The organism is Sorangium sp. So ce321, from assembly GCF_051530195.1.
Taxonomy (GTDB): Bacteria; Myxococcota_A; Polyangia; order Polyangiales; family Polyangiaceae; genus Sorangium.
The window spans coordinates 6,570,292-6,590,633 of record NZ_CP150329.1; the positions used below are offsets into that span (position 1 = coordinate 6,570,292).

At 73.5% G+C, this 20,342-nt stretch carries 16 protein-coding genes; 6 read left to right on the forward strand and 10 right to left on the reverse strand.

The window, feature by feature from the left end:
• Positions 1-5: 5 nt before the first annotated feature.
• Both mxcH and WME89_RS24275 read right to left on the reverse strand, forming a co-directional pair.
• Complete coding sequence (gene mxcH, locus WME89_RS24270; RefSeq protein ID WP_438011466.1) at positions 6-2,822, reverse strand: TonB-dependent siderophore myxochelin receptor MxcH; 2,817 nt, start codon at positions 2,820-2,822, stop codon at positions 6-8.
• 178 nt (positions 2,823-3,000) lie between these two features.
• Positions 3,001-3,210 carry a hypothetical protein gene (locus WME89_RS24275; RefSeq protein ID WP_437517332.1) on the reverse strand — a complete coding sequence of 70 codons (210 nt, stop codon included), beginning with the start codon at positions 3,208-3,210 and terminating at the stop codon, positions 3,001-3,003.
• Between the two features lie 530 nt (positions 3,211-3,740).
• Between WME89_RS24275 and WME89_RS24280 the strand changes: the two genes are divergently transcribed.
• A complete protein-coding gene (locus tag WME89_RS24280; protein WP_438011467.1) occupies positions 3,741-5,006 on the forward strand; it encodes a condensation domain-containing protein in 1,266 nt (421 codons plus the stop codon).
• A gap of 81 nt (positions 5,007-5,087) precedes the next feature.
• Complete coding sequence (locus tag WME89_RS24285; protein WP_438011468.1) at positions 5,088-6,359, forward strand: MFS transporter; 1,272 nt, start codon at positions 5,088-5,090, stop codon at positions 6,357-6,359.
• A gap of 46 nt (positions 6,360-6,405) precedes the next feature.
• Here WME89_RS24285 and WME89_RS24290 read toward each other — a convergent pair whose 3' ends face one another.
• From WME89_RS24290 to WME89_RS24300, 3 genes are all read right to left on the reverse strand, one after another.
• Positions 6,406-7,428 (reverse strand): hypothetical protein, encoded by a 1,023-nt coding sequence (locus WME89_RS24290; protein ID WP_438011469.1) that lies wholly within the window; start codon positions 7,426-7,428, stop codon positions 6,406-6,408.
• Between the two features lie 367 nt (positions 7,429-7,795).
• The gene (locus tag WME89_RS24295) at positions 7,796-9,169 is read right to left on the reverse strand and encodes an OmpP1/FadL family transporter (RefSeq protein ID WP_438011470.1); all 1,374 of its coding nucleotides are present in this window, start codon (positions 9,167-9,169) and stop codon (positions 7,796-7,798) included.
• Positions 9,169-10,485, reverse strand: a complete 1,317-nt coding sequence (locus WME89_RS24300) for an OmpP1/FadL family transporter (RefSeq protein WP_438011471.1) — start codon at positions 10,483-10,485, stop codon at positions 9,169-9,171. The genes WME89_RS24295 and WME89_RS24300 overlap by 1 nt, the downstream gene beginning before the upstream one ends.
• Before the next feature lie 51 nt (positions 10,486-10,536).
• Between WME89_RS24300 and rlmN the strand changes: the two genes are divergently transcribed.
• The 3 genes from rlmN to tatC are packed head-to-tail and all read left to right on the forward strand — an operon-like array spanning position 10,537 to position 13,438.
• Positions 10,537-11,793, forward strand: a complete 1,257-nt coding sequence (gene rlmN, locus WME89_RS24305) for a 23S rRNA (adenine(2503)-C(2))-methyltransferase RlmN (RefSeq protein WP_438011472.1) — start codon at positions 10,537-10,539, stop codon at positions 11,791-11,793.
• A gap of 44 nt (positions 11,794-11,837) precedes the next feature.
• Entirely contained in the window at positions 11,838-12,554 is a 717-nt protein-coding gene (gene tatB / locus WME89_RS24310; RefSeq protein WP_438011473.1) for a Sec-independent protein translocase protein TatB, read from the forward strand.
• Positions 12,551-13,438, forward strand: coding sequence for a twin-arginine translocase subunit TatC (gene tatC, locus WME89_RS24315; RefSeq protein ID WP_438011474.1), 888 nt, complete (start codon positions 12,551-12,553; stop codon positions 13,436-13,438). The genes tatB and tatC overlap by 4 nt, the downstream gene beginning before the upstream one ends.
• 293 nt (positions 13,439-13,731) lie before the next feature.
• Here the strand turns inward: tatC and WME89_RS24320 are convergent, their stop codons facing one another.
• The 5 genes from WME89_RS24320 to WME89_RS24340 form a co-directional block, all read right to left on the reverse strand.
• Positions 13,732-14,670, reverse strand: coding sequence for a prolipoprotein diacylglyceryl transferase (locus WME89_RS24320; RefSeq protein ID WP_438011475.1), 939 nt, complete (start codon positions 14,668-14,670; stop codon positions 13,732-13,734).
• A 2-nt stretch (positions 14,671-14,672) separates the two neighbouring features.
• Positions 14,673-15,437 (reverse strand): signal peptidase II, encoded by a 765-nt coding sequence (lspA, locus tag WME89_RS24325; RefSeq protein ID WP_438011476.1) that lies wholly within the window; start codon positions 15,435-15,437, stop codon positions 14,673-14,675.
• A gap of 219 nt (positions 15,438-15,656) precedes the next feature.
• Positions 15,657-16,340, reverse strand: coding sequence for a signal peptidase II (gene lspA / locus WME89_RS24330; protein ID WP_438011477.1), 684 nt, complete (start codon positions 16,338-16,340; stop codon positions 15,657-15,659).
• A 176-nt stretch (positions 16,341-16,516) separates the two neighbouring features.
• A complete protein-coding gene (locus WME89_RS24335) occupies positions 16,517-16,996 on the reverse strand; it encodes a DUF4398 domain-containing protein (RefSeq protein WP_438011478.1) in 480 nt (159 codons plus the stop codon).
• Between the two features lie 24 nt (positions 16,997-17,020).
• Entirely contained in the window at positions 17,021-17,374 is a 354-nt protein-coding gene (locus tag WME89_RS24340) for a DUF4398 domain-containing protein (RefSeq protein ID WP_438011479.1), read from the reverse strand.
• A gap of 558 nt (positions 17,375-17,932) precedes the next feature.
• On the opposite strand from WME89_RS24340, the gene WME89_RS24345 reads away from it, so the two are divergent.
• On the forward strand, positions 17,933-20,332 hold the full coding sequence (locus WME89_RS24345; RefSeq protein WP_438011480.1) for a DEAD/DEAH box helicase: 2,400 nt from the start codon (positions 17,933-17,935) through the stop codon (positions 20,330-20,332).
• Positions 20,333-20,342: the final 10 nt, after the last annotated feature.

Below are 20,342 nucleotides of genomic sequence, written 5' to 3' on the forward strand. Positions count from 1 at the left end.
CGTGGTCACAGCTCGAGGACGAGCTTGGCGTAGGCCGCTCGCCCCGGACGCTGTACTCCATAGAAATCAAAGGCTTTTTGGTCGGTGAGGTTGCGGACCTCGAGGCTGCCGCTCACCGAGCGTCCGCCGCTCTGCACCGCGTAGGCGAGCGCGAGCGTGTGCAGCAGCTGCGGCTCGACGGTGTGCTTCTCGTCTCCGGCGCTCTCCCAGCCGAGGAAGAACTCGCCGACGTAACGCGTGCTCCAGGTCAGCGTCAGCGCGTCGCGGCGGTGGAAGGGCTCGGGCCACTGGAGGCGCGCGGAGGCGCCCGCGAACAGGTACGGCTGGTTGAGCATGCGATCGCCCTCGAAGCGGGAGAGCGGCCCGGCGCTCGTCGTGTTCCGGAAGTCCTGCCACGTGAGCTGACCGTCGAGCGCCAGCCAGTCGCCCGGGGACGTCCAGCCGACCGACGACTCGACGCCCAGGGACCTGGCCGAGGGGAAGTTCTCGTATTTGGCGTAGCTGGCCTGCCCGCCCAGCCGGATGAGGTCCTCGACCAGGCGACCGAAGCCGTTCACGTCGAACCGAACCTGCCCGAAGCCGGTCTCCGCGCGCTCCAGGGTGACACCGGCGTTGACGTTGTGGCTCACCTCCGGCCGGAGGTGCAGGCTGTCGGTGATGACGCCGCCGTCGCCGAACAGCTCCTCCGCGCTGGGCAGCCGCGTGGCCAGCTCGTACGAGGCCTTCGCGTAGAGCGCCTCCGTGAAGCGGAACCGCAGGCTGTCGCCGATCCCGAGCCGGTGGCGCGTCAGCTCGAGATCGCGGAGTGCCCCGCTCGGGAGCACCTCCTTCGTCCCGATCACCTGCGCGTAGCTCTTGAGGAAGGCGATGTTCGCGAGCCGGCCGTCGAGCAGCCTCGCCTCGTACTCGACGCCGGCCACGCCGCCGAGCAGCCCCCGCTGCGCGGTGAGCGGATCGTACCCGTCGCGGATCGCGCGGTTCCTCCCGGTGCGGCTCGCGTAGGTGGGCGACACCCCGAGGCGAACGAGGTGCCCGGGCGCGGCGCGGAAGGCCAGGTTCACGCTGGCATACGCCGTGTGCTGGAGGACGGCCTGATCGGCCGCGTCGCCCATCTCCCCCGGCTGCGGGAGCGTCGCGACGCAGCGCCCCCGCGAGTCGTAGCGGCAGGTCGCCATGTCGCGGAAGGCGGTGCGCGCGAGCGCGTAGCCCGCGACGGCGTCGAGCCGGAGCCTCCTGCCGTGGAGCGGCTGCTCGTAGCGCACGTGGCCGCCGCCGGACTGCCTGCCATAGGTGACCTCGCCATAAGGCACCGTCATGAACAGGTTGTGCTGCACGTCCCTGTCGTGCGCGGCGTAGAAGGCCCGCAGGAGGAGCCGCTCGGCCCAGGGGCGCCGCAGCCACCCCGCCTCGACCGAGCCGCCGGCCGCGCGGTAGCGGTCGTGGAACCGGCGGACCTCGGCGCGCGTCACGCGCCCGCCGTCGTCCAGCACCTCGACGTCCTGCATCGGATAGTCGTTCCGCGCGTGGTCGACGAAGCCGCTCGCGCGCGCGAAGAGCCCGCTGGGCTCGTGGGCGTGGCGCGCGCCGAGGGTCAGCCGGTAGGTGCCGAAGGAGCCGACCTGGTACGACGCCGAGGCGCGCGTGCCGCGGGTGTCCCGATCGGTCACCAGGTTCACGGCGCCGCCGAGCGCGTCCGCGCCGAAGCGCACGGGCACGACGCCGCGGTAGATCTCGACCCGCTCGACGAGGTTGACCGGGACATTGGCGATCCCGGACGAGTAGCCCGAGAGCGCGAGCGGCACGCCGTCGAGGAAGAAGCGGATCTGCTCGCCGGTGAGGCCGTTGAGCGAAAAGCGCGTGGCGGAGCCGAGCCCGCCCCCGCGGCGCACGCTCACGCCCTCGGAGCGGGCGAGCACCTCGCCGAGATCCGCGGACTGCCGCCGCGCCGCGGCGGTCTCGACGACCTGCACGGCCTCCGCGGATCGGCGGAGCCGCTCGGCCTCGGAGGCGCCGCGCACGTTCACCTCGAGCGACGGCGCGGCGGCGAGGGGCACGAGGCGCAGCGTCGTCTCGGCCTCTCGCCCGGAGGCCGCCGCCACCCGCACCCTGAGCCGCTGCGCGAACGCGGGCGCGGCGGTGACGTCGTACGGGCCGGGCGAGAGCGCCTCGACGCGGAAGCGCCCCTGCTCGTCGGTGCGGGCGACCCGGCGCGAGCCGCCGTCCGGGGACGCCACCGCGACCTCGACCCCTGCCACGGGCTCGCCGCCAGGGCCCGACCAGAGGACCCGCCCGGCGACGGCCGCCGTGGCCGGCGTCGCCGCCGCGGGCGCCGCGGCAGCGGACGCCGCGGCGGGCGGCTCGGGCAGCCGGAAGTCGTGGCGGTAGAGGATCCGCGCCGCGACGCTCCAGTCCCCCCGCCGGGCCGGCCTGAAGCGGAAGCGCAGCGCGGCCTCCTGCGCGGCCTCGTCGAACCCGTGGCCGGCGGGCGTCGCGACGTTCGCCTGGGTGACGCGCCCCTCGGCGTCGATCGTCAGCGTCAGGACGACGCTCCCCTCCATGCCGGCCGCGCGCGCGGCTTCCGGATAGGCGGCCTCGGCGCGCTCGATGAGCTCGGGCGCGCGCACCTCGATCGCGGCGCCGTCCCCCGGCGCGCGCGTCCCCTGCCCCGACTCGGCCTCGTTCGTCTCGCGCCCCTCGGGCTGCTCGACAGGCGCCTCCTGGCTCGCCCGCGCCTCCTGCGCGAAGGCCGGACGCGCGCCGCAGGGCAGGAGGGCCAGTATCCAGACCAGCCCCGCGCGACGGGGACAGCGCCCGCGGTTCATCGCATCTCCAGTCCAGTCCGCCGACACGTCATGAGCCGGCGCGCCGGACAGGCCTGCGCAGCCCCGCCCTCCAGGGCGGCTCGGCTCCGGGTCGATCCATGTCTGCTCCGCGAGGCCGAGCGAGGCGCTCGCACAGGCACGCTGCCGCGAGCGTTGCTATCAGCGCTCGACCCCTGTCTCATCCGTCGTCGTCCCCTGCCGGCGAGAGCGGAACGATGACAACGCGCTTGCACCGCCGGCACTTCAGCTCGATGCCGCCGGCCACGTGACGCGCGAGCATGCTGCCGCAGTCGCAGCGAAGGGCCTCGCTCTCCGCGTGACCGGCAACACCGCAGTGCTCGCACCGGCCGCCGGGCGAAGCCTCCCGTTTCAGCGTCAGGTCGTTCATCCCTGGCCCTCTTTTCCAGCTCTGTCCTCAACGTCCGAAGCGATAATGAAAACTACTTTCAATTTCGACTCGTGGCTCTAGCACCATTGCGTCCAGACTGTCAAGCAGATCTCGTCGCAGGTGAGCGCTCGGGGAACCCGGTGATCCGGGAGGCCTTGTGCACGCGAAAGCGATGCTCGCGCGGCAGGTGCGCGCAGCTCTCCGGGAGAACCGGCCGGCGCGACGCTTCGAGCGAATCCGCTTGACGGGTTCTACCCGATCCTCTAGCTAATTGAAAGCAGTTTTCATTTTCACATGAAGCCGGATGCCGGCTCTGTGCACGGTGCAATCGCGCCGGGGCCCCGGCTCCCGGGTCGGCCGGCGTCGGGCAGCCCGGTAGCGCGGTCGTCGCACCCCGCTGAGCCCCGCGGCGAGCGCGCTCGCCGCGCTGCGCCCGCGACGCCCGGGTCCGCGGCGAGCGGCGATGACAGACAACGACAACGACGAGCCAAGCGTGCTTCGTGGAAGCCGCGTCCTGAGGTCCTGAATCCATGAGCGCCAGTCGCCCCCTCACCCAAGCGCAAGCGGCCATGTGGCTCGAGCACACGCGAGAGCCGCAGAGCACCGTCAACAACACGGCGGAGCGGATCGCGCTGCGCGGGCCGCTCGACCTCGATCGGCTCAGGCAGGCGATCCTCGCCATGCAGCGCGAGGCGGAGGCCCTGCACATCCGGTTCTTCGAGCAGGACGGCGAGCCGCGCCAGCGCCTCGGGGAGGCAGCAGAGCGCCCCGTCGCGCTGCGCGATCTGACCGGCGCGGACGACCCGCAGCTCGCGGCCGACAGGGAGATCCTGCAGCAGCTCGATCAGGCGTTCTCGCTGGAGGACGGGCAGCTCTGCGATCAGACCATCTACCGGCTGGCCCCCGATCATCACCTCTGGGTCTTCCGCGCGCACCACATCACCCTCGACGGCTACGGCTTCCAGCTCTGCAAGAGCCGTGTCGCCGAGCACTACCGCGCGCTGCGCGACGGCCGCGCGCTGCCGCCGGCCTTCGCGCGCTTCGCCCCGGTGATCGACGAGGATCTCGCCTACCAGGGCTCCGCGCAGGAAGCCCGGGATCGGGAGGCGCTCATGCGCGTCTTCGACGGGCTCGATCTGCCGCCGGTGCTCTTCGAGGAGCTGGGCCTCTTGCGGGGGAACCGCGCGAGCATGGAGCTGCCCGCGCGGCTCGGCGCGAAGCTCAGGAAGAGGGCGACCGAGCTCAAGGTCAGCTGGCCCAACCTGCTCTTCGGCATGGTGGCGGCCTTCCATGCGCGCCTGACCGGGGAGCGCGACGTGCTCCTCGGCATCCCGGTGATGCAGCGGATGGGCACCGCGGCCCTCAGGGTCCCCTGCATGGCCATGAACATGATCCCCGTGAGGGTCCGCGTCGATCCGGACTCCACCCTTCCGGAGCTCGCGGAGCGCGCGAGGAGCGCGTTCGACGGCCTGCGCGCCCACCAGCGCTATCACTACATGCACCTCTGGCGCGACATGAACTACAAGCGGCTGTTCGGCCCCGAGGTCAACGTCATCCCCTTCAACGCGCCGCTCGACTTCGGCCCCGAGCTCACGGCGACCGTGACCAACGTCGCGTCCGGCCCGGTGGAAGACCTCTCCTTCGCCTTCTCCAGCTGGGGAGACACCCTTCAGTTCACGCTCGACGGGCACCCTTCGCTCTACGATCTGGCCACCCTCGCGGCGCACCAGCAGGCGTTCGTGGCGGCGCTGGACGCAGGCTGCGATCCGCTCGCGATCCCCGCGCTGGCGTCATGAGCGCGGCCAGGGGACACCACCATGAGGGCCAGATCGCCGGGGCCACCGGGCGTGGCGCCGCGGGCCGGGAGCGAGGCGACCGTGGCTAGCGCTCGCTCCGAGCGGACGATCCTGCTCCTCGTCGCGGCGGTCCAGTTCGTGAACCTCCTCGACGTCATGATGGTCATGCCGCTCGGACCGGATCTCGCGAGCGCCCTCGGCATCCCGGTGTCCGAGCTCGGCCTCGTCGGCGGCAGCTACACCGCCGCGGCGGCGCTCTCGGGCGTCGCGGGCGCGTTCTTCCTCGACCGGTTCGACCGGCGCCGCGCGCTCGCCGTCGCGATGCTCGGGCTCGTGCTCGGCACCGCGGCGGGCGGCTTCGCGACCGGGCTGCCGAGCCTGCTCGCGGCGCGCATGGTCGCCGGCGCCTTCGCCGGGCCCGCGACGTCGCTCTCCCTGTCCATCGTCGCCGACGTCATCCCGCCCGAGCGGCGCGGCAAGGCCATGGGCGTCGTGATGGGCGCCTACTCGTTCGCCGCGGTGCTCGGCGTGCCCGCCGGGCTCGAGCTCGCGCGCCGCGGCGGGTTCCACGTGCCCTTCTTCGCCGTCGCGGGGCTCGGGGTCCTCGTCGCGGGGCTCGCGATCGTGCTCTTGCCCTCGATGCGCGGCCACCTCGGCGGCGCAGCGGCGCCGGGGAGCGCCCTGCGCGAGCTCCGCGCCCTGGTCAGCCGCCCGCTGGTGGTGCTCTCGTACCTGGCGACGGCGGCCGTGATGATGGCGTCGTTCCTGATCATCCCGAACATCTCGGCCTACGTGCAGCAGAACCTCGGCTACCCGCGCGACCGGCTCGGCCTGCTCTACCTCGCGGGCGGCGCGCTCAGCTTCGTGGTGATGCGCACGGCGGGTCCGCTGCTCGATCGGCTCGGCGCGTTCCGCACGAGCCTGGCCGGCGCGGCGCTGCTCGTGGGCGTCCTCTATGCCGGGTTCCACTCGTACGTGCCGGGGCTGCCGGTGATCGGCGTCTTCGTCGGCTTCATGACCAGCACGACGATCTGCAACATCTCGTACAGCACCCTCGCCTCGAAGGTGCCGCTCCCCGCGGAGCGGGCGCGCTTCGCGTCGATCCAGTCGGCGGTGCAGCACCTCGCCTCCGCGCTCGCCGCCTTCCTTTCCGCGAGGATGCTCCGCGAGCTCCCGGACGGGCAGCTCGACGGCATGGACGGCGTCGCCGCGCTGGCCATCGCCTTCACGCTCGCCTTCTGCCCGCTGCTGCTCTGGATCGAGCGCCGGGTGGCCCTCGATCTGGCGAGCCGCGCCGCGCCAGCGCTGGGCGCGCGTCCGGCCGGATCGCTCGGCGGCGCGCCGCCGCGGTGAGCTGCGCGGCGCGCACCCGGAGCGCGCGCGGGCGGGCTCACGCTGCTCACGGCCCGCGCGGCGGGAGCGCGGCGTCCGCCGGCGCGACGCCGGCGGCGACCGCGGGGTAGCCCTGACCCTCGCGCGTCCCTGCCGCCTGCGTGACGAACAGCAGCGAGAACCCCGGATAGACGGCCACCCAGGGCGCGCGCGGCGCGAGGGCGGACGAGGCGCCGAACACCGGCGCCACGGCGCGCTGGAGCGGCCCGTCGTGACCCCAGCGAGCAGCCAGGCCGATCGCCGAGCGCCCCGCGCTGTCGCGGGCGGCGTAGTAGACGCGAAGGCTCGCGCGGCCCGTGGCGGACACGGCCAGCACCGGGGCGGGGTCGAAGACGGCGACGCTGTCGAAGGGCTCGCCCTCGCCGGCGAGCGCGCCCGCGCCGGACCGCGACGCCGGCGCGAGCGCGGGGCCGCCGCCGACGCGCTCCCAGGCGAGGCCGTCGTCGCTGCGCGCCTCTCCCAGGGAAGACGCGCCGCCGTCGCCGGCGACGGCGTAGAACATCCGGAACGAGCCGTCGGGCAGCCGGACGACGCCGGGGCTCCCCGGGATCGCGCCCCGCTCCCAGCCCCCCTCCTCGGACGCGAGCGGCGCGAGCACCGGCGCCGGCTCGCGCTCGAAGGCGGCGCCGTCGGCGCTGCGCGCGAGGCCGATGCCGCCTTCGGCCGCGTAGTAGAGCCAGATCTCGCCGCGCACGAGGACCGCGGACGGCGCTGCAACGAAGCCGCCTTCCCAGGGCAGCTCCGGCGCGAGGACGGTCACGGACGACCGCGTGAACGAGCGGCCGTCCGCGGCGTCGTGGCGGACGATCGCGTTCGGCGGGGCGAGCGGATCCGGCGCGGCGCCCTCGGCGTGGAGCGTCGCGGCGAAGAAGCCGGCGGCCGCGAGCGTCGCGGGATCGCCGTCGAGGTCGATCACGGAGGCGTCGCGCGCGAAGCGCTCGTCGTCGTCCATCGCGTGCGGGGCCACCCGGGAGCTGCCGAGCTCTTCCTGATCGATCTCGCGGAACGGGCCGGCATGGGCGTTCGGCACGCTGCCCTCGTCGCCGTCGGACGGGAGCGTCGCGCATGCGGCGAGCGACAGCGATGCGGCGCACGCGGCGAGCGCTCGCGGGGGTAACCGGAGCAACGGTCGGCGCAGAGCGAGCCCTGGCGGATGGGGGGTGATCCTGCACATGCAACGATGCTCACAAATCTGCATGCAAAGTGACCCTATGTGTGTCCGTACGTTTACAGATCCGCATGCAAAATGACCCTACGTGTGTTCGTACGTTTACAGATCCGCATGCAAAGTGACCCTACGTATGTGGCAATGTTGCCACCATCGCATCCGGCGCGAGCAGGGCCCGATCGGATACCTCGAACGCAGGCTCCGCTCGCTCGAGCCACCGTTGACGAGGTCAGAACCCCGCGGTCACCGTCCCCCCGAGGTTCACCATCGTCCCGCCCGCCCGGTAATCGCCGACGAAATCCGCCGGATTGTCCTTCTGCACGACGAACTCCGGCAGCACGGACAGCTGCCCGTGGAGATCGATCCGCAGCGACCCCGGCAGCTCCGCCAGCGGCCGGTTCAGGACGACGCCCGCGCCCAGGGACATCGTGTGCCGATCCGCGTCGATGTAATTGGTCGCGCCCCGCTGCGGCGGGACCGGCGAGCGCTCGTAGACGTAGCCGGCGCGGAGCGGGATCTCGATCGCGCGGCGCTCGCCTTCCTGGCCCGCGACCTTGCGCAGGCCCCCCGCCGCGAGGCCGAGGTACTCGACGCCGAGCCGCGGCACGAGCCGATCGGCGAACCGGAGCGGCACCACCGACGTCGGCCTCGGATCGTCGGGCAGGTCGAGCGGCACCTCCGGGGGCGGCGTCGCCTCGAGGTGCGCCCGCGTCCTCGCCACCGGGCTCTCGTAGGCCGACCAGTTCACCCACGCGACGTCCACGTTCACGCGCAGGCCCTCGATCCGCTGGAAGCTCGCCCCCACGACGACCTGCTGCGGCTGGAACGCGTCGACGGTGCGCGACTCGAGCTCGTACAGGAGCGGCACCTCGATGCCCGCGAAGTCGACGACCCCTTGCAGCCGCGCGTCGATCGACAGCGGGAGCTTCGCCTCGCCGCGGTAGGTGAGCCCGATGAAGCCGAGGTCTCCGGCGCGCACCCGGGCGCCGAGCTGCGGGTAGCGGATCGACGTGAGATCGGCGTCGACCTCGTGGCGGAGCGCCGAGTCGTAGGGGGACAGCGCGTCGGCGCGGCCGGTGACCGAGAAGCGGCCCCGCGTCGAGGCGAGGAAGGCGACGCCGCCGCCGATCTCCAGGAACGGGAGCGGGCGCAGCGCGACGTTCGCGGCCAGGAACAGGATCGAGAGCCGGTCGTCGTAGAGCTCCCAGCGCGGCGTCTCCTGGCGGATCGCCTTGATCCGCGACAGCCCGTCGTCCGGCAGGAACGTCGCCAGGCCGAGCGCGAACGGCACGCCGAGCACCTCGCCCGGCGCGACGAGGCCGCCCGAGAGCCCGTGGACGTCGCGCACGCCGCTGTCACGGCCGTCCGCGCGCAGGCGGTTCGACGCGTAGGCGTAGCCGATCGAGAGGCCGAGGCCCGTCGCGCCAGAGAGGCCCGCCGGGTTGTAGTAGCTCGCCGAGAAGTCGGTCGCGTCCGCCGCGAGCGCGCCGCCCATCGCGGCCCCGCGCGAGCCGAAGCCGTACGCGTCCGGCGCGTGCGCGCGCGCTCGCCCGCCGGCGGTGAGGGCGAGCAGCAGGGCGGCGGCGCAGGGGAGCCGGCGCATCAGAACGCCACCCCGACCGTGGTCCCGCCCGCGACGAGCACGCCGCGCGCGCGTACGACGCCGCCTCCCCCGGCCGCGGCGCCCGGATCGTCGCGCTTGCGGTGCGCGCGCGGCAAGAGCAGCTGGACCTCGGTGAACAGGTCGAGCGTCAGCCGCGGCAGCGGCGCGGCGAGCGCGAGCCCGTAGCCGAGCGAGAGCCCGAGGCGCGCGTTGTCGTAGACGTTCGACGCGCCCGTCTGCTCGGGCGCGGGCGACGGCTCGAAGAAGGCGCCGCCGCGCGCGTGCGCCGTGGCGCCGGGCCGCAGCGCGAGGCTGCGCTCCACGCCGACGCGCGGCACGACGGTGTCCGAGTACCCCGGGGCCGCGGGCGCCGGCGCCGAGCACGAGCCGGTGAACGGCTCGCCCGTGTCGGGGTCGACCTCCGGGCAGCGCACCGTCGCCTCGACAGCGCCGGGGTAGTCCGACCAGCGCTTGTACGTCGCGCCGATCGCCACCTTCCAGGGCCCCTTCACGCGCGCCACCTCGAGCGCGAGCTCCGCCGGGTCGTACTGCGCGATCCCCGCGATGTTGAGCGGCGGCACGGCGATGCCCCCGAGATCCTCGGCGTGGATGACGACGTTGAACCGCCCGACGAGCTCGCCGCGGAACGTGGCCCCCACGCGGTAGGCCCCGAGATCGTAGCTCGCGCCGACGATCGGCCCGTAGCTCGCGACGAGCGTGTCCTCGACGAGGGTGCCCACGCGGCCGGAGGCGTCGGTCGCCACCGTCACCGAGCCGGAGAGCGCCGCCAGCGCGGCGAAGCCGGCCCCCACCCGGACGCCGCGCCCGAGCGACGCGCCGAGCGCCGCCTGCACCGCGACCGACTGGGTGCGGTCCGCGAGCGGGAACTGCGGCGTCTCCGGGTAGAGGATGCGCCCGCGGACCACCACGTCGAACGGCGTGAAGAAGCCGAGGCCGATCGTCACGCGGTCCGCGAGCGCGCCGCCGAACGGGATCGGCAGCGTGGCGCCGATCAGGCTGCCGCGCAGCGGCGCGTAGGAGAGCCGCCGATCGCCGGCGCGGAGGTCGAAGACCGCGCCCTCGAGCCCCAGGGTCAGCCGGCGGTCGCGCGACAGCGACAGGAGCGCCGGGTTCGCGTGGACGGCCTCGTACCCTTCGGCGCTCGCGGCGCCGGTCGCGCCCATGGCGCTCGCGCGCGCGCCGAAGCCGAGCACGTCCTCGGGCGACGCCAGGGCCGCGCGCGCCGGAGCGAAGGCGAGCCCCGCCGCGAGGAGAGGAGCGATACCGCGCCGCATCCAGCGGATCGGGCGAAGCATGCGCGGGCGACCGTAGACTGGGCCGCCCTGGCGCGCTAGTCGGTACCGGCCGTGGATCTCCGCCCTCAAAGCACCGTGGACGAACGCCGCCCTCGCCTCGCGCTCCAGGCCGTGCTCCCGGCGGACCTCGCCGGCGCGTGCGGCATCGATCTCACCGACGCGCGCCGCATCGTCTCGCTGGCGCACCGCCTCGGCGAGCTGCCCGCGCGCTCGCCCGCGACCATCCGGCGCGCCGCGCTCGAGGCCGCGCGCTCGGCGGGCGAGATCAGGACGCTCGCGCTCGTCGAGCGGCGCGCGAGCGCCGAGGATCCGTTCGTGAAGTACGCCTTCCGCCTGGAGGACGGCGCGACGGTGGAGTCGGTGCGCATCCCGCTCGAGCGGCCGGGCCGGTACTCGGCGTGCGTGAGCTCGCAGGTCGGCTGCGCGCTCGCCTGCGCCTTCTGCGCCACCGGGCGCATGGGCCTCACGCGCAACCTGGAGGCCTGGGAGATCATCGAGCAGGTGCGGCTCATCCGCCGGGATCTCGCCGCGCCCACCCGGGGCGCGGGCGGCGGCGCGCGCGTCCACGGCGTGCTGTTCCAGGGCATGGGCGAGCCGCTCGCGAACGCCGACCGGGTCATCCAGGCGATCCGGGTGCTCTCCGAGCCGAGCGCGCAGGCGATCGACATGCGCAACATCACGGTCTGCACGGCGGGGCTGCCGTCCGGCATCCGGCGGCTCGCGGCCGAGGTCCCCGCGGTCCGCCTCGGCCTCTCGCTCGGCTCGGTGCGCCCCGGCAGGCGGCGCCTGCTCATGCCGATCGACGGCGCGCACCCGCTCGAGGAGGTCCTCGCCGCCGTGGGCGAGCACGCGCGCGCGACGGGCCACGCGCCGATGTGGGCGTACACGCTCCTCGCGGACCAGAACGACACGGACGAGGACGCCGCGAGCCTTGCCGCGCTCGTCCGGAGCTTTGCGGCGGAGCACGGGATCTCTCCCCGGCTCAGCCTCATCCCGTACAACGCCATCGGCGTGGCCGACGCGCCCCTGCCCTCGCCCGACGGCGTCGAGGCGAGCGGCGCCGCGGTCGATCCTTTCGCGCGCTCGGCGCGGCTCGAGGCGTTCCGCGCGGTGCTCTCCGCCTCCGGGGTCGGGTCGATCGTGCGCTATTCCGGCGGCGGCGACGTCGGCGCGGCGTGCGGGCAGCTCGCGCGGCCTCCGGCGGAGGCGCAGCGGCCAGGCGGTCGCCGGACGTCGCCCCGCACGGGCGCGACGCCGGACGCCGCGGCCGGCGGGGCGAGCGCGCCGCCGCGGCCAGCGCAAGCGTGAGGGTCGCTATGGATCCCCGCCCCCGTGCGCGCTAGCTTGCGCCGGTGTTCGGCTTCAGCTTTGGCGAGATCGTGGTGCTCATCGTCGTGGGCGTCGTGGTGGTGGGCCCCCGGCGGCTGCCTGCCATGATGCGGACGGCGGGGGGCTGGGTCACCAAGCTCCGCCGCATGACGACCGAGCTCCGGACGCAGAGCGGCATCGACGACCTGATCCGCCAGGAGGGGCTGGAGCGCGAGATCCGCGAGCTCCGCTCCCTGTCGCGCGTCAACGTGATCGAGACGCTGGTGACGCCGGTCCGCGACGCCATGTCCGTCGGCACGGTCGTCTCGGCGACGCCGCGCGTGAGGCCGCCGGAGCCCGAGCCAGCGCCGCCGCCGCCGCCGGACGTGAAGCCCCTCCGCGAGCGCGAGTACCCCGTCCTCGGCTGCGACGCCTACGGCGCCGAGCTGGACGGCGGGGCTGACGGCGCGACGAAGGCTGCGGAGGCCTCGACGGACGCAGCGAGCGCAACGACAGCGAGCGCAACCACACCAGCGACCGCGGACACGGCAGCGACCGCGGACACGGCAGCGACCGCTGACACGACAACGAGCGCAACCACACCAGCGACCACGGACACGGCAGCGACCGCGGGCACGGCAGAGACCGCAGCGACGGCAGCCGCGGCGGCGACGGAGCCTGCGCCCACGACAGCGTCGACGATGGCGCCAGAGGCCGCGGCGGCGACGCAGGGCGCGGCGGAGAGCGGAGCGGCGTCATGAGCCAGGAGCAGGTGGCAGCGAAGAGCGGTTCCCCGGGCGCGGCCGGCGCCTCCGGCGACGCCGAGGAGGACCCGACCGAAGACAAGCCGATGTCGTTCTGGGAGCACCTGGACGAGCTGCGCAAGCGGCTCGTCCGGAGCATCCTCGTCTTTTTCGCGGCCTGCATCGTCGGGTGGGAGGTCCGCGAGAAGCTCCTGCACTTCCTGACCGTCCCGTTCGTGCAGGCGTGGAGGGAGCAGAACCTGCCGGGCAACCCGTCGCTCCACTTCGGCGCGCCCGCGGCCGCGTTCGTCGCTTACTTCAAGCTGTCGATGATCGGCGGCGCGGCGCTGGCCTCGCCGTTCATCTTCTACCAGCTGTGGGCCTTCGTCGCGCCCGGCCTCTACGCCCGCGAGAAGCGCTACGTCATCCCGTTCGTCCTGTTCTCGACGATCCTGTTCGTCGGCGGCGGCCTCTTCGGCTGGCGCGCGGCCTTCCCGATCTCGTTCGGCTACTTCCTCAGCATGGCCGGCACGGTCGGCGGCGATGGGGTCACGATCACGCCGACCGTGATGATGGGCGACTACCTCGACTTCGCCGCCCAGCTCCTGCTCGGCTTCGGGATCATCTTCGAGATCCCGCTCATCGTGCTGTTCCTGTCGCTCGCCGGCATCATCAACTACCTCCAGCTGATCATGTTCGGCCGCTGGTTCGTGTTCGCCGCCTTCGTCCTGGCCGCGATCCTGACGCCGCCGGACATCACCAGCCAGCTCGTGATGGCCGTGCCGATGTGCCTGCTCTACGTGGTGTCCATCGGCCTCGCGTACATCTTCGGCAAGCCGCCGACGGACTCCCAGCGCGCGGCGTACAAGAAGCGCAAAGAGAAGGAAGTCACCCAGGGCTGAGGGGCCGCAGGGCGCGGCGCCAGTCCTGCCGGGGGCGCCGCCTTCCGGCGGCGCGCGTGTGTCTGCGGGTGAACGCCCGGGTCGCGGGCGCCGCTGCCACGGGCGCCGCTGCCACGGGCGCCGCTGCCACGAGCGCCGCTGCCCCGAGCCCCGCTGCCGCCGCGCCCACCTTCGGGCGCGACGCGCCAGGTAGCGCGCCGACGGAGCTCAGGCCGCGGGTGCTGCTGCCGCGGGCGCCCTGCCACCGCGCCCGCCGTCAGGCGCGACGCGCCGGGTGGCGCGCCGCCAGGAGCTCAGGCCGCGGGCGCTGCTGCCGCGGGCGCCGCCTTCCGGCTCCGCGCCACGTGGATCGCGACCGCGACGGCGGCCATCGCGACCCCGATGAGCTGCGACGTGGACAGGCCAAGGAGGCCGCCGCGGTCGTCGGCGCGCGCGAACTCGAGCGTGAAGCGCCCGAGCGCGTAGAGCCCGAGGAACGTCGCGAAGACCTGCCCGTCGTACCGCTTCCGCCCGTGCACGTAGAGCAGGCAGATCGCCGCGATCGCGAACGACATGGCCGACTCGTAGATCTGCGTCGGGTGCACCGGGTGCGACGGCGCGCGCGCGCTCGCGAGCTCGTGCAGCTTGAACTGCGCCTCGCTGGCGGGGCTGTTCGGCGGGAACGAGAGCCCGAGCGCCCCGTCGGTGCGCAGGCCGAAGCAGCAGCCCGCGAGCAGGCACCCCATCCGGCCGAACCCGAGGCCCAGCGGGACCGCGAAGCCCGCCATGTCCGCCGCCTTCCAGAACGGGAACCGATCGCGCTTCAGCAGCCAGTACGCCGCCGCCGACGCGCCGATGAAGCCGCCGTAGTACGTGAGGCCTCCGGCCCAGAACTTCGCCCACGCGAAGCAGTCCGGCTCGGTCGGGTGGCAGACCCCCTTCGCGGCGTCCCAGACGCCGTGGTACCGCGGCGCGCAGAGCGCCTGCTCGACCTTCCAGTCGACCTGCGACGGATCGGTGCACAGGTGCACGTAATCCCAGAAGTATCCGTCCGCGACCACGTGGAGGAGCCGGCTGCCGATGACGCCCGCGAGCAGGCAGGCGAGCCCCAGGTCGACGACGACGTCCGGATCCTCGCCGACCCGCCGCGCCCACAGCGCGCCGACCGCGGTCGCGAACAGGAAGCCGGTCAGCAGCAGCAGGAAGTAGGCAGGGAACGCGACGTCGACCAGGCGGAACAGCTCGGGGCGCATGATCAGCCCGCGGAGGCCTTCGCTCCGGGCGTGCCGGAGGGCTTCCCAACGACCGCGGGGCGGCGGGGGGAGAACATGTCGATCGCCATCAGCCCGACGCCCACGACGATGGCGATGTCGGCCACGTTGAACGTCGGCCACACGAACTCGGGCGTGAACCGGACCTGGATGAAGTCGACGACGTACCCGTAGCGGATGCGGTCGACGAGGTTCCCGAGCGCCCCGCCGAGCACGAGCGGCAGCCCCCACCGGAGCGCGACCTGCGAGGGGTGGAGCTTCCGGTACAGCGACACGATGAAGACGATCGCGGCGAGCGAGATCACCAGGAAGAACGGGCGGCGGATCGCCTCGCTCTCGTCACCCAGGATGCCCCACGCCCCGCCGTGGTTCTTCGCGAAGATCATGTTCAGGTGGTCCTTGATCACCTCGATCTTCCGGAGCGCGAGCGGCCGCGGCGCGGTGGCGAGGTCGGTGAGCGCCCGCGGCTCCAGCCGGTCCTTGGCCCACCACTTGGTGCCGAGATCGGCGGCCAGCGTGATCAGCGAGACGCCGATCAGGAATAGATACGACGGGCGGTAGGCCGGCGCCGCCGGCGCGACAACGTCGTCGGCGTCCTCCTCAGGCGACGGGGCGCCCCGCTCGTCATCGGGCTGACCGGCAGGCAGCGGCTCGCCTCCCGGCGCATCCACGCGCGCGGAGCGGTCCGGCTCGGCGTCGGCACCTTTCGTCTCCACGGCAGCATCTCGCGGCGTCGCGTCTTCGCTCATGCGGAACGCGTTCCTCTACGACAATCCGAGCGCTCCGGCAAAGGCTTCCCTCCGCGGGCGCGCGGTCTCACGCGTCTTTCACGTCTTTCACGTCTTTCACGTCTTCCCCGTCGCGCACGTCTCGCACGTCGCGCCGTCCCCCTCCCCCTCCCCCTCCCCCCCATCCTTGCCTTGGCGCGCGCGCGCGCCTGCTCCGGGCGCGCTGGCGGCTTCTGGCTCTCAGGTCGCCGGCGGGGCGGGCGGGGGCGCCTCGGTCGAGAGCGGAGGGCCGGCGTCGCCGCCTGCCGGGCTAGCGGGCGCGCCGCCTGCGTCCGGAGCCGGCGCGCTCGCGTTGCGGGCGGAGGCGATCATGTCCGTGGACATCAGGATGACCCCGGCGACGATCGCGATGTCGGCCACGTTGAACGTCGGCCAGTGAAACTCCTGGCCGCCGCGGGACACGTACACGTCGATGAAGTCGATGACCCAGCCGTAGCGGATCCGGTCGACCAGGTTGCCCATCGCGCCGCCGAGCGCCAGCGCCAGGCCCCACTTCATCGCGGTCTGGTTCCGGTGGACGCGCCGGTAGATCGAGAAGATGAAGACGATCGCCGCGGCCGAGACGAACAGGAAGAACGGCCGCCGCAGCCCGTCCGGGAGGCTGCGCAGGAAGCTCCAGGCCCCGCCGGGGTTCTGCGCGAAGATGAAATCCAGGTGGTCCGGGATGACCGTGAAGACCTTCGCGCCCGACCGCTTCGCGTCGAACCCGGCGAGCCGCGCGTGCGCCCACGCCTTCGTCGCGAGGTCGGCGGCGCACGAGACGAGCGCCACGACCGCCAGGAAGGTGAGCGAGGCCTGCTCGCCTCGCGGGAGCTCGTCGGGCAGGTGTGCGGCGGGCGACGCTTGCGGTGCGTCAGAGGACATCGTCCTCGCTTCTACGCGATGCCGCAGCGCGGAGCAAACAGCCTGGAGCAGGGCGACGCCGGCGGCGCCCTTCCTCGTCCGCGCCTCCGCCGCATGCCCGTCGCGCGCGGCGTCACGCTTTCCCGGCCCAGCCGCCACGCCGCTCGGGTCGCGCCGTCAAGCCGCCCTGGGTCCGCTCACCGACCCTGCAGGATCATCAGCGAGCGCTCCCGGGCGCTCACCTGCGCCGGCGTCGTCCCCTGCTGGCCTGGCGTCCCGGCCGGGTCGCCTGGTCCTGCTGGGCCTGCCGGCGGCGCCCCCTTCCTGCGCAGCGCGAGCTGCAGCTCGCCGTATGCCTGGAGCGCCGCGCCGCGCTGCCGCTCCGCTGCCGCCGTGCGCCCGAGCGACTCGGCCAGCTGCGCCCGGCGCTCCGCGAGGTACGCGAGGTCCCTCGCCTCGGTGAGCTCGTGCTCCTCGGCGAACGCCCGCTCCGCGTGCTCCAGCGCCTCGCGGGCGCCGTGCAGGTCTGCGGGCGCGAGCTCCGCCGCCGCGCTCGCCCTGGCGCGCTCGTAGCTCTTCCTCGCGCTGATGAGCTCCTTCGGCGGCAGCGGGGCGCTCGCGCACCCCATGAGACCGCCGAGGGCCAGCATGGCCATCACCCTCTGATTGCATCGCATGATTCCGCGCCTCCTCCCGGGCCCCTACCGGAGCCGCTGCTGGATGGATCCGACCTCCCCGAGCGCCTCGTGCACGAGGGCCTCGACCCGCGCCTCCCGCGCGACGGCGACCGCGAGCTCCGCGTCCGCCTGCGCGCGCAGGAGCATGCGCCGCGCCCGATCCGGCACCCCCTCGGCCGACAGCCGCTGCGCCCTCTGCACCTGCTCCCGGGCGAGGCGGAGGTGGAGATCCGCCCGCGGGATCTCCTCGACGCCGACCTCCTCGGCGGTTCGAATCAGCGCCTGCGACGCGATGAGCCGCTCGTCGAACGTCGCTGTGCGCGCGGCGCACCCCGCCGCCGACGCGCCGAGGAGCGTCAAGATCACTGCGTTTCTCATGGGCAACACCTCGTGGCCAGCCCCGGGGAGCGATCGCCCGGCGCTGGCGGGTCAAAGAGCGGATGTGGGTCTCGACTCCGGATCTCCGTCGCCGGTCGGCTCGATCCTCAGGCAACCAGCACACCAGGCCCGCAGCCCATCGGGCCGCGCCCTAGCGCGCCCACGAGGCGCGCAGCCCGCTGTCCGTCGGTGCCGCAGCCGCGACGAGCGCGCTGAGACATCGCCTCACGCGCCGTATCCGCGCTGCCCAGCCGTTGCGCGCAAACGGGTCATTCGCCGGCTCCCCGCGCGCTCGCGAGCGGCCCAGGGCCGGGCGACAGGGCGCGGACAGCGCATCTCGCCCGCGGACAGGAGATGTCCTCTCTCCGCTGTACGCGCGCCGGCCGCGCCGGCCGTCACGCTCCACCGCGCCGAGCCGCGTCAGCCCGCCCTCACCGCGCGCAGGCGGACGCGGCTCGGCGCGGCCTGGCCAGCTGGGCCCGGGCGGATCCACCCGCCGCGCGCGCCTTGCCTGATCCGGTTGAGCGACACGGCGCATCTGTTTAGTATGCCCGGGTCATGCCGTCGCCCCCCTGGAAGATCGAGACCGGCGTCGAGACCGTCATCTCGTCGTGGCTTGCCTCCGGCTACGTCCGCCCTTGTTTCACGGCGGATCGCGAGCTGCCGCCCGCCGAGGCGCGCACCTCCCCGATGCCCGAGGCGCTCTCGCCGGCGCTCCGCGGCGCGCTGGAGCGACGCGGCATCACCCGGCTGTACGACCACCAGGCCCGGGCCTTCGCGGCGGCGCGCGGCGATCAGCGCGGCGCGGCGGAGCCCGCCCGGGCCGGGCGGCACGTGGTCGTCGCGACGCCGACGGCGAGCGGCAAGAGCCTCTGCTTCCACCTCCCGGTGCTCGACGCGCTGGCCGAGGGCGCGGCGTCGGGCCAGGGCGGCAGCGCCATCTACCTGTACCCGACCAAGGCGCTCGCCCGGGACCAGGAGGCCGGCCTGCACGCGCTCATCCGCGAGGCGGGGCTCACGATCCCGGCCATCGTCTACGATGGGGACACGCCGGGAGACGCGCGGCGGGCGGCGCGCGAGCGCAGCCCCATCGTGATGACCAACCCCGACATGCTCCACGCGGGGATCCTGCCGCACCACGCGCACTGGGCGCGGACGTTCCAGCGCCTGCGCTACGTCGTGCTCGACGAGCTCCACACCTACCGTGGCGTGTTCGGGTCGCACGTCGCCCACGTCCTCGCCCGGCTGCGCCGGGTCGCCGCGTTCCACGGCTCGAGCCCGACCTTCCTCTGCGCGACGGCGACCATCGGCAACCCGCGGGCGCACGCCGCGCGCCTGCTCGGCGTCGGCGAGGACGATCTCGACCTCATCGACGAGTCCGGCGCCCCGCGCGGCCCGCGGCGGTTCTTTTTGTACAACCCGCCCGTGGTCAACGCCGAGCTCGGGGTGCGCGCCAGCACGCTGAAGAGCGCGGTGCGCCTTGCCTCGGATCTCGCGCGCGCCCGCGTGCCCACGCTGGTGTTCGGCCAGTCGCGCAACTCGGTGGAGATCATGCTGAAGTACCTGCGCGAGGGCGTCGGCAAGGAGATCGGGGCGGAGGACGCGATCATGGCCTATCGCGGCGGGTACCTGCCGGAGACGCGCCGCCGGGTGGAGCGGGGGCTGCGCGAGGGCGAGATCCTCTGCGTGGTGGCCACGAACGCGCTCGAGCTCGGCATCGACATCGGCGAGCTCGACGCGGTGATCTGCGCTGGCTACCCCGGCTCGGTCGCGGAGACGTGGCAGCGCTTCGGCCGCGCGGGCCGGCGCGGCAAGACGAGCATCGCGGTCCTGTGCGCGACGAGCGCGGCGCTCGACCAGTACCTCGCGAGGAACCCGAGCTACCTGCTCGAGCGCGGGGCCGAGTCGGCGCGCATCGATCCGCACAACACCGAGATCCTGGTGCAGCACCTGAAGTGCGCGGCGTTCGAGCTGCCCTTCCTCAGGGGCGAGCCCTACGCGGCGATGCAGCCGGACGACACCGTCGCGGCGCTCCGTTTCCTCCAGGACAACGGCGTCGTGCACGAGTCGAACGACCGCTTTCACTGGGCGACCGACGCCTACCCGGCGAACCACGTGAGCCTGCGCTCGGTGGGCTGGGACAACTTCGTCATCATCGACAAGGCGCATGGCAAGACGCTCGCCGAGCTCGACTGGCGCGCCGCGCCGACGATGCTCCACGAACAGGCCATCTACCAGCACGACGGCGAGCAGTACCAGGTCGAGCGGCTCGACTACGAGAACCACAAGGCGTTCGTGACGAAGGTGGTCCCCGATTATTTCACGACCGCGCTCACCCACCGCAAGGTGAGCATCCTCGATGAGAGCGCGACGTCCTCGCTCGGCCGGGCGGCCGCCTCGTTCGGCGAGGTGAGCGTCGTGGAGAAGATAGTCGGGTACAAGAAGATCAAGTTCTACACCCACGAGAACACGGGTTACGGCGACGTGCGTTTGCCCGACATCCAGATGCACACGACGTCATTCTGGCTCACCGTGCCGGAGCCGCTCTGCGAGGAGCTCGGCCTCGGCCGCGCGACCGCGATCGACGGGCTGCGCGGGATCGCGCGGGCGCTGGAGACGGTGGCGACGCTCTCGCTCATGTGCGATCCGCGCGATATAGGCCAGACGCTCGAGGACGGCAGCGAGGCGCGGGCGCCGGACGCCGCGCCCGGCGGCGAGGTGGCCGGGGTCTTCGATCCGACGCTGTTCCTGTTCGACAACGTGCCTGGCGGCGTCGGGCTCGCCGAGCGCATTTACGAGCAGCGCGACGAGCTCCTCGCGCGCACGCGCCAGCTCATCGCGGGCTGCGGCTGCGACAGGGCCGGCTGTCCTCTCTGCGTCGGCGCGACGGAGTCCGTCGAGGGTCTCCGCAAGCGCGCCGCCCTCGGCCTCCTGGAGCTCCTGCTGCACCAGGCGTGAGGCATCGCGC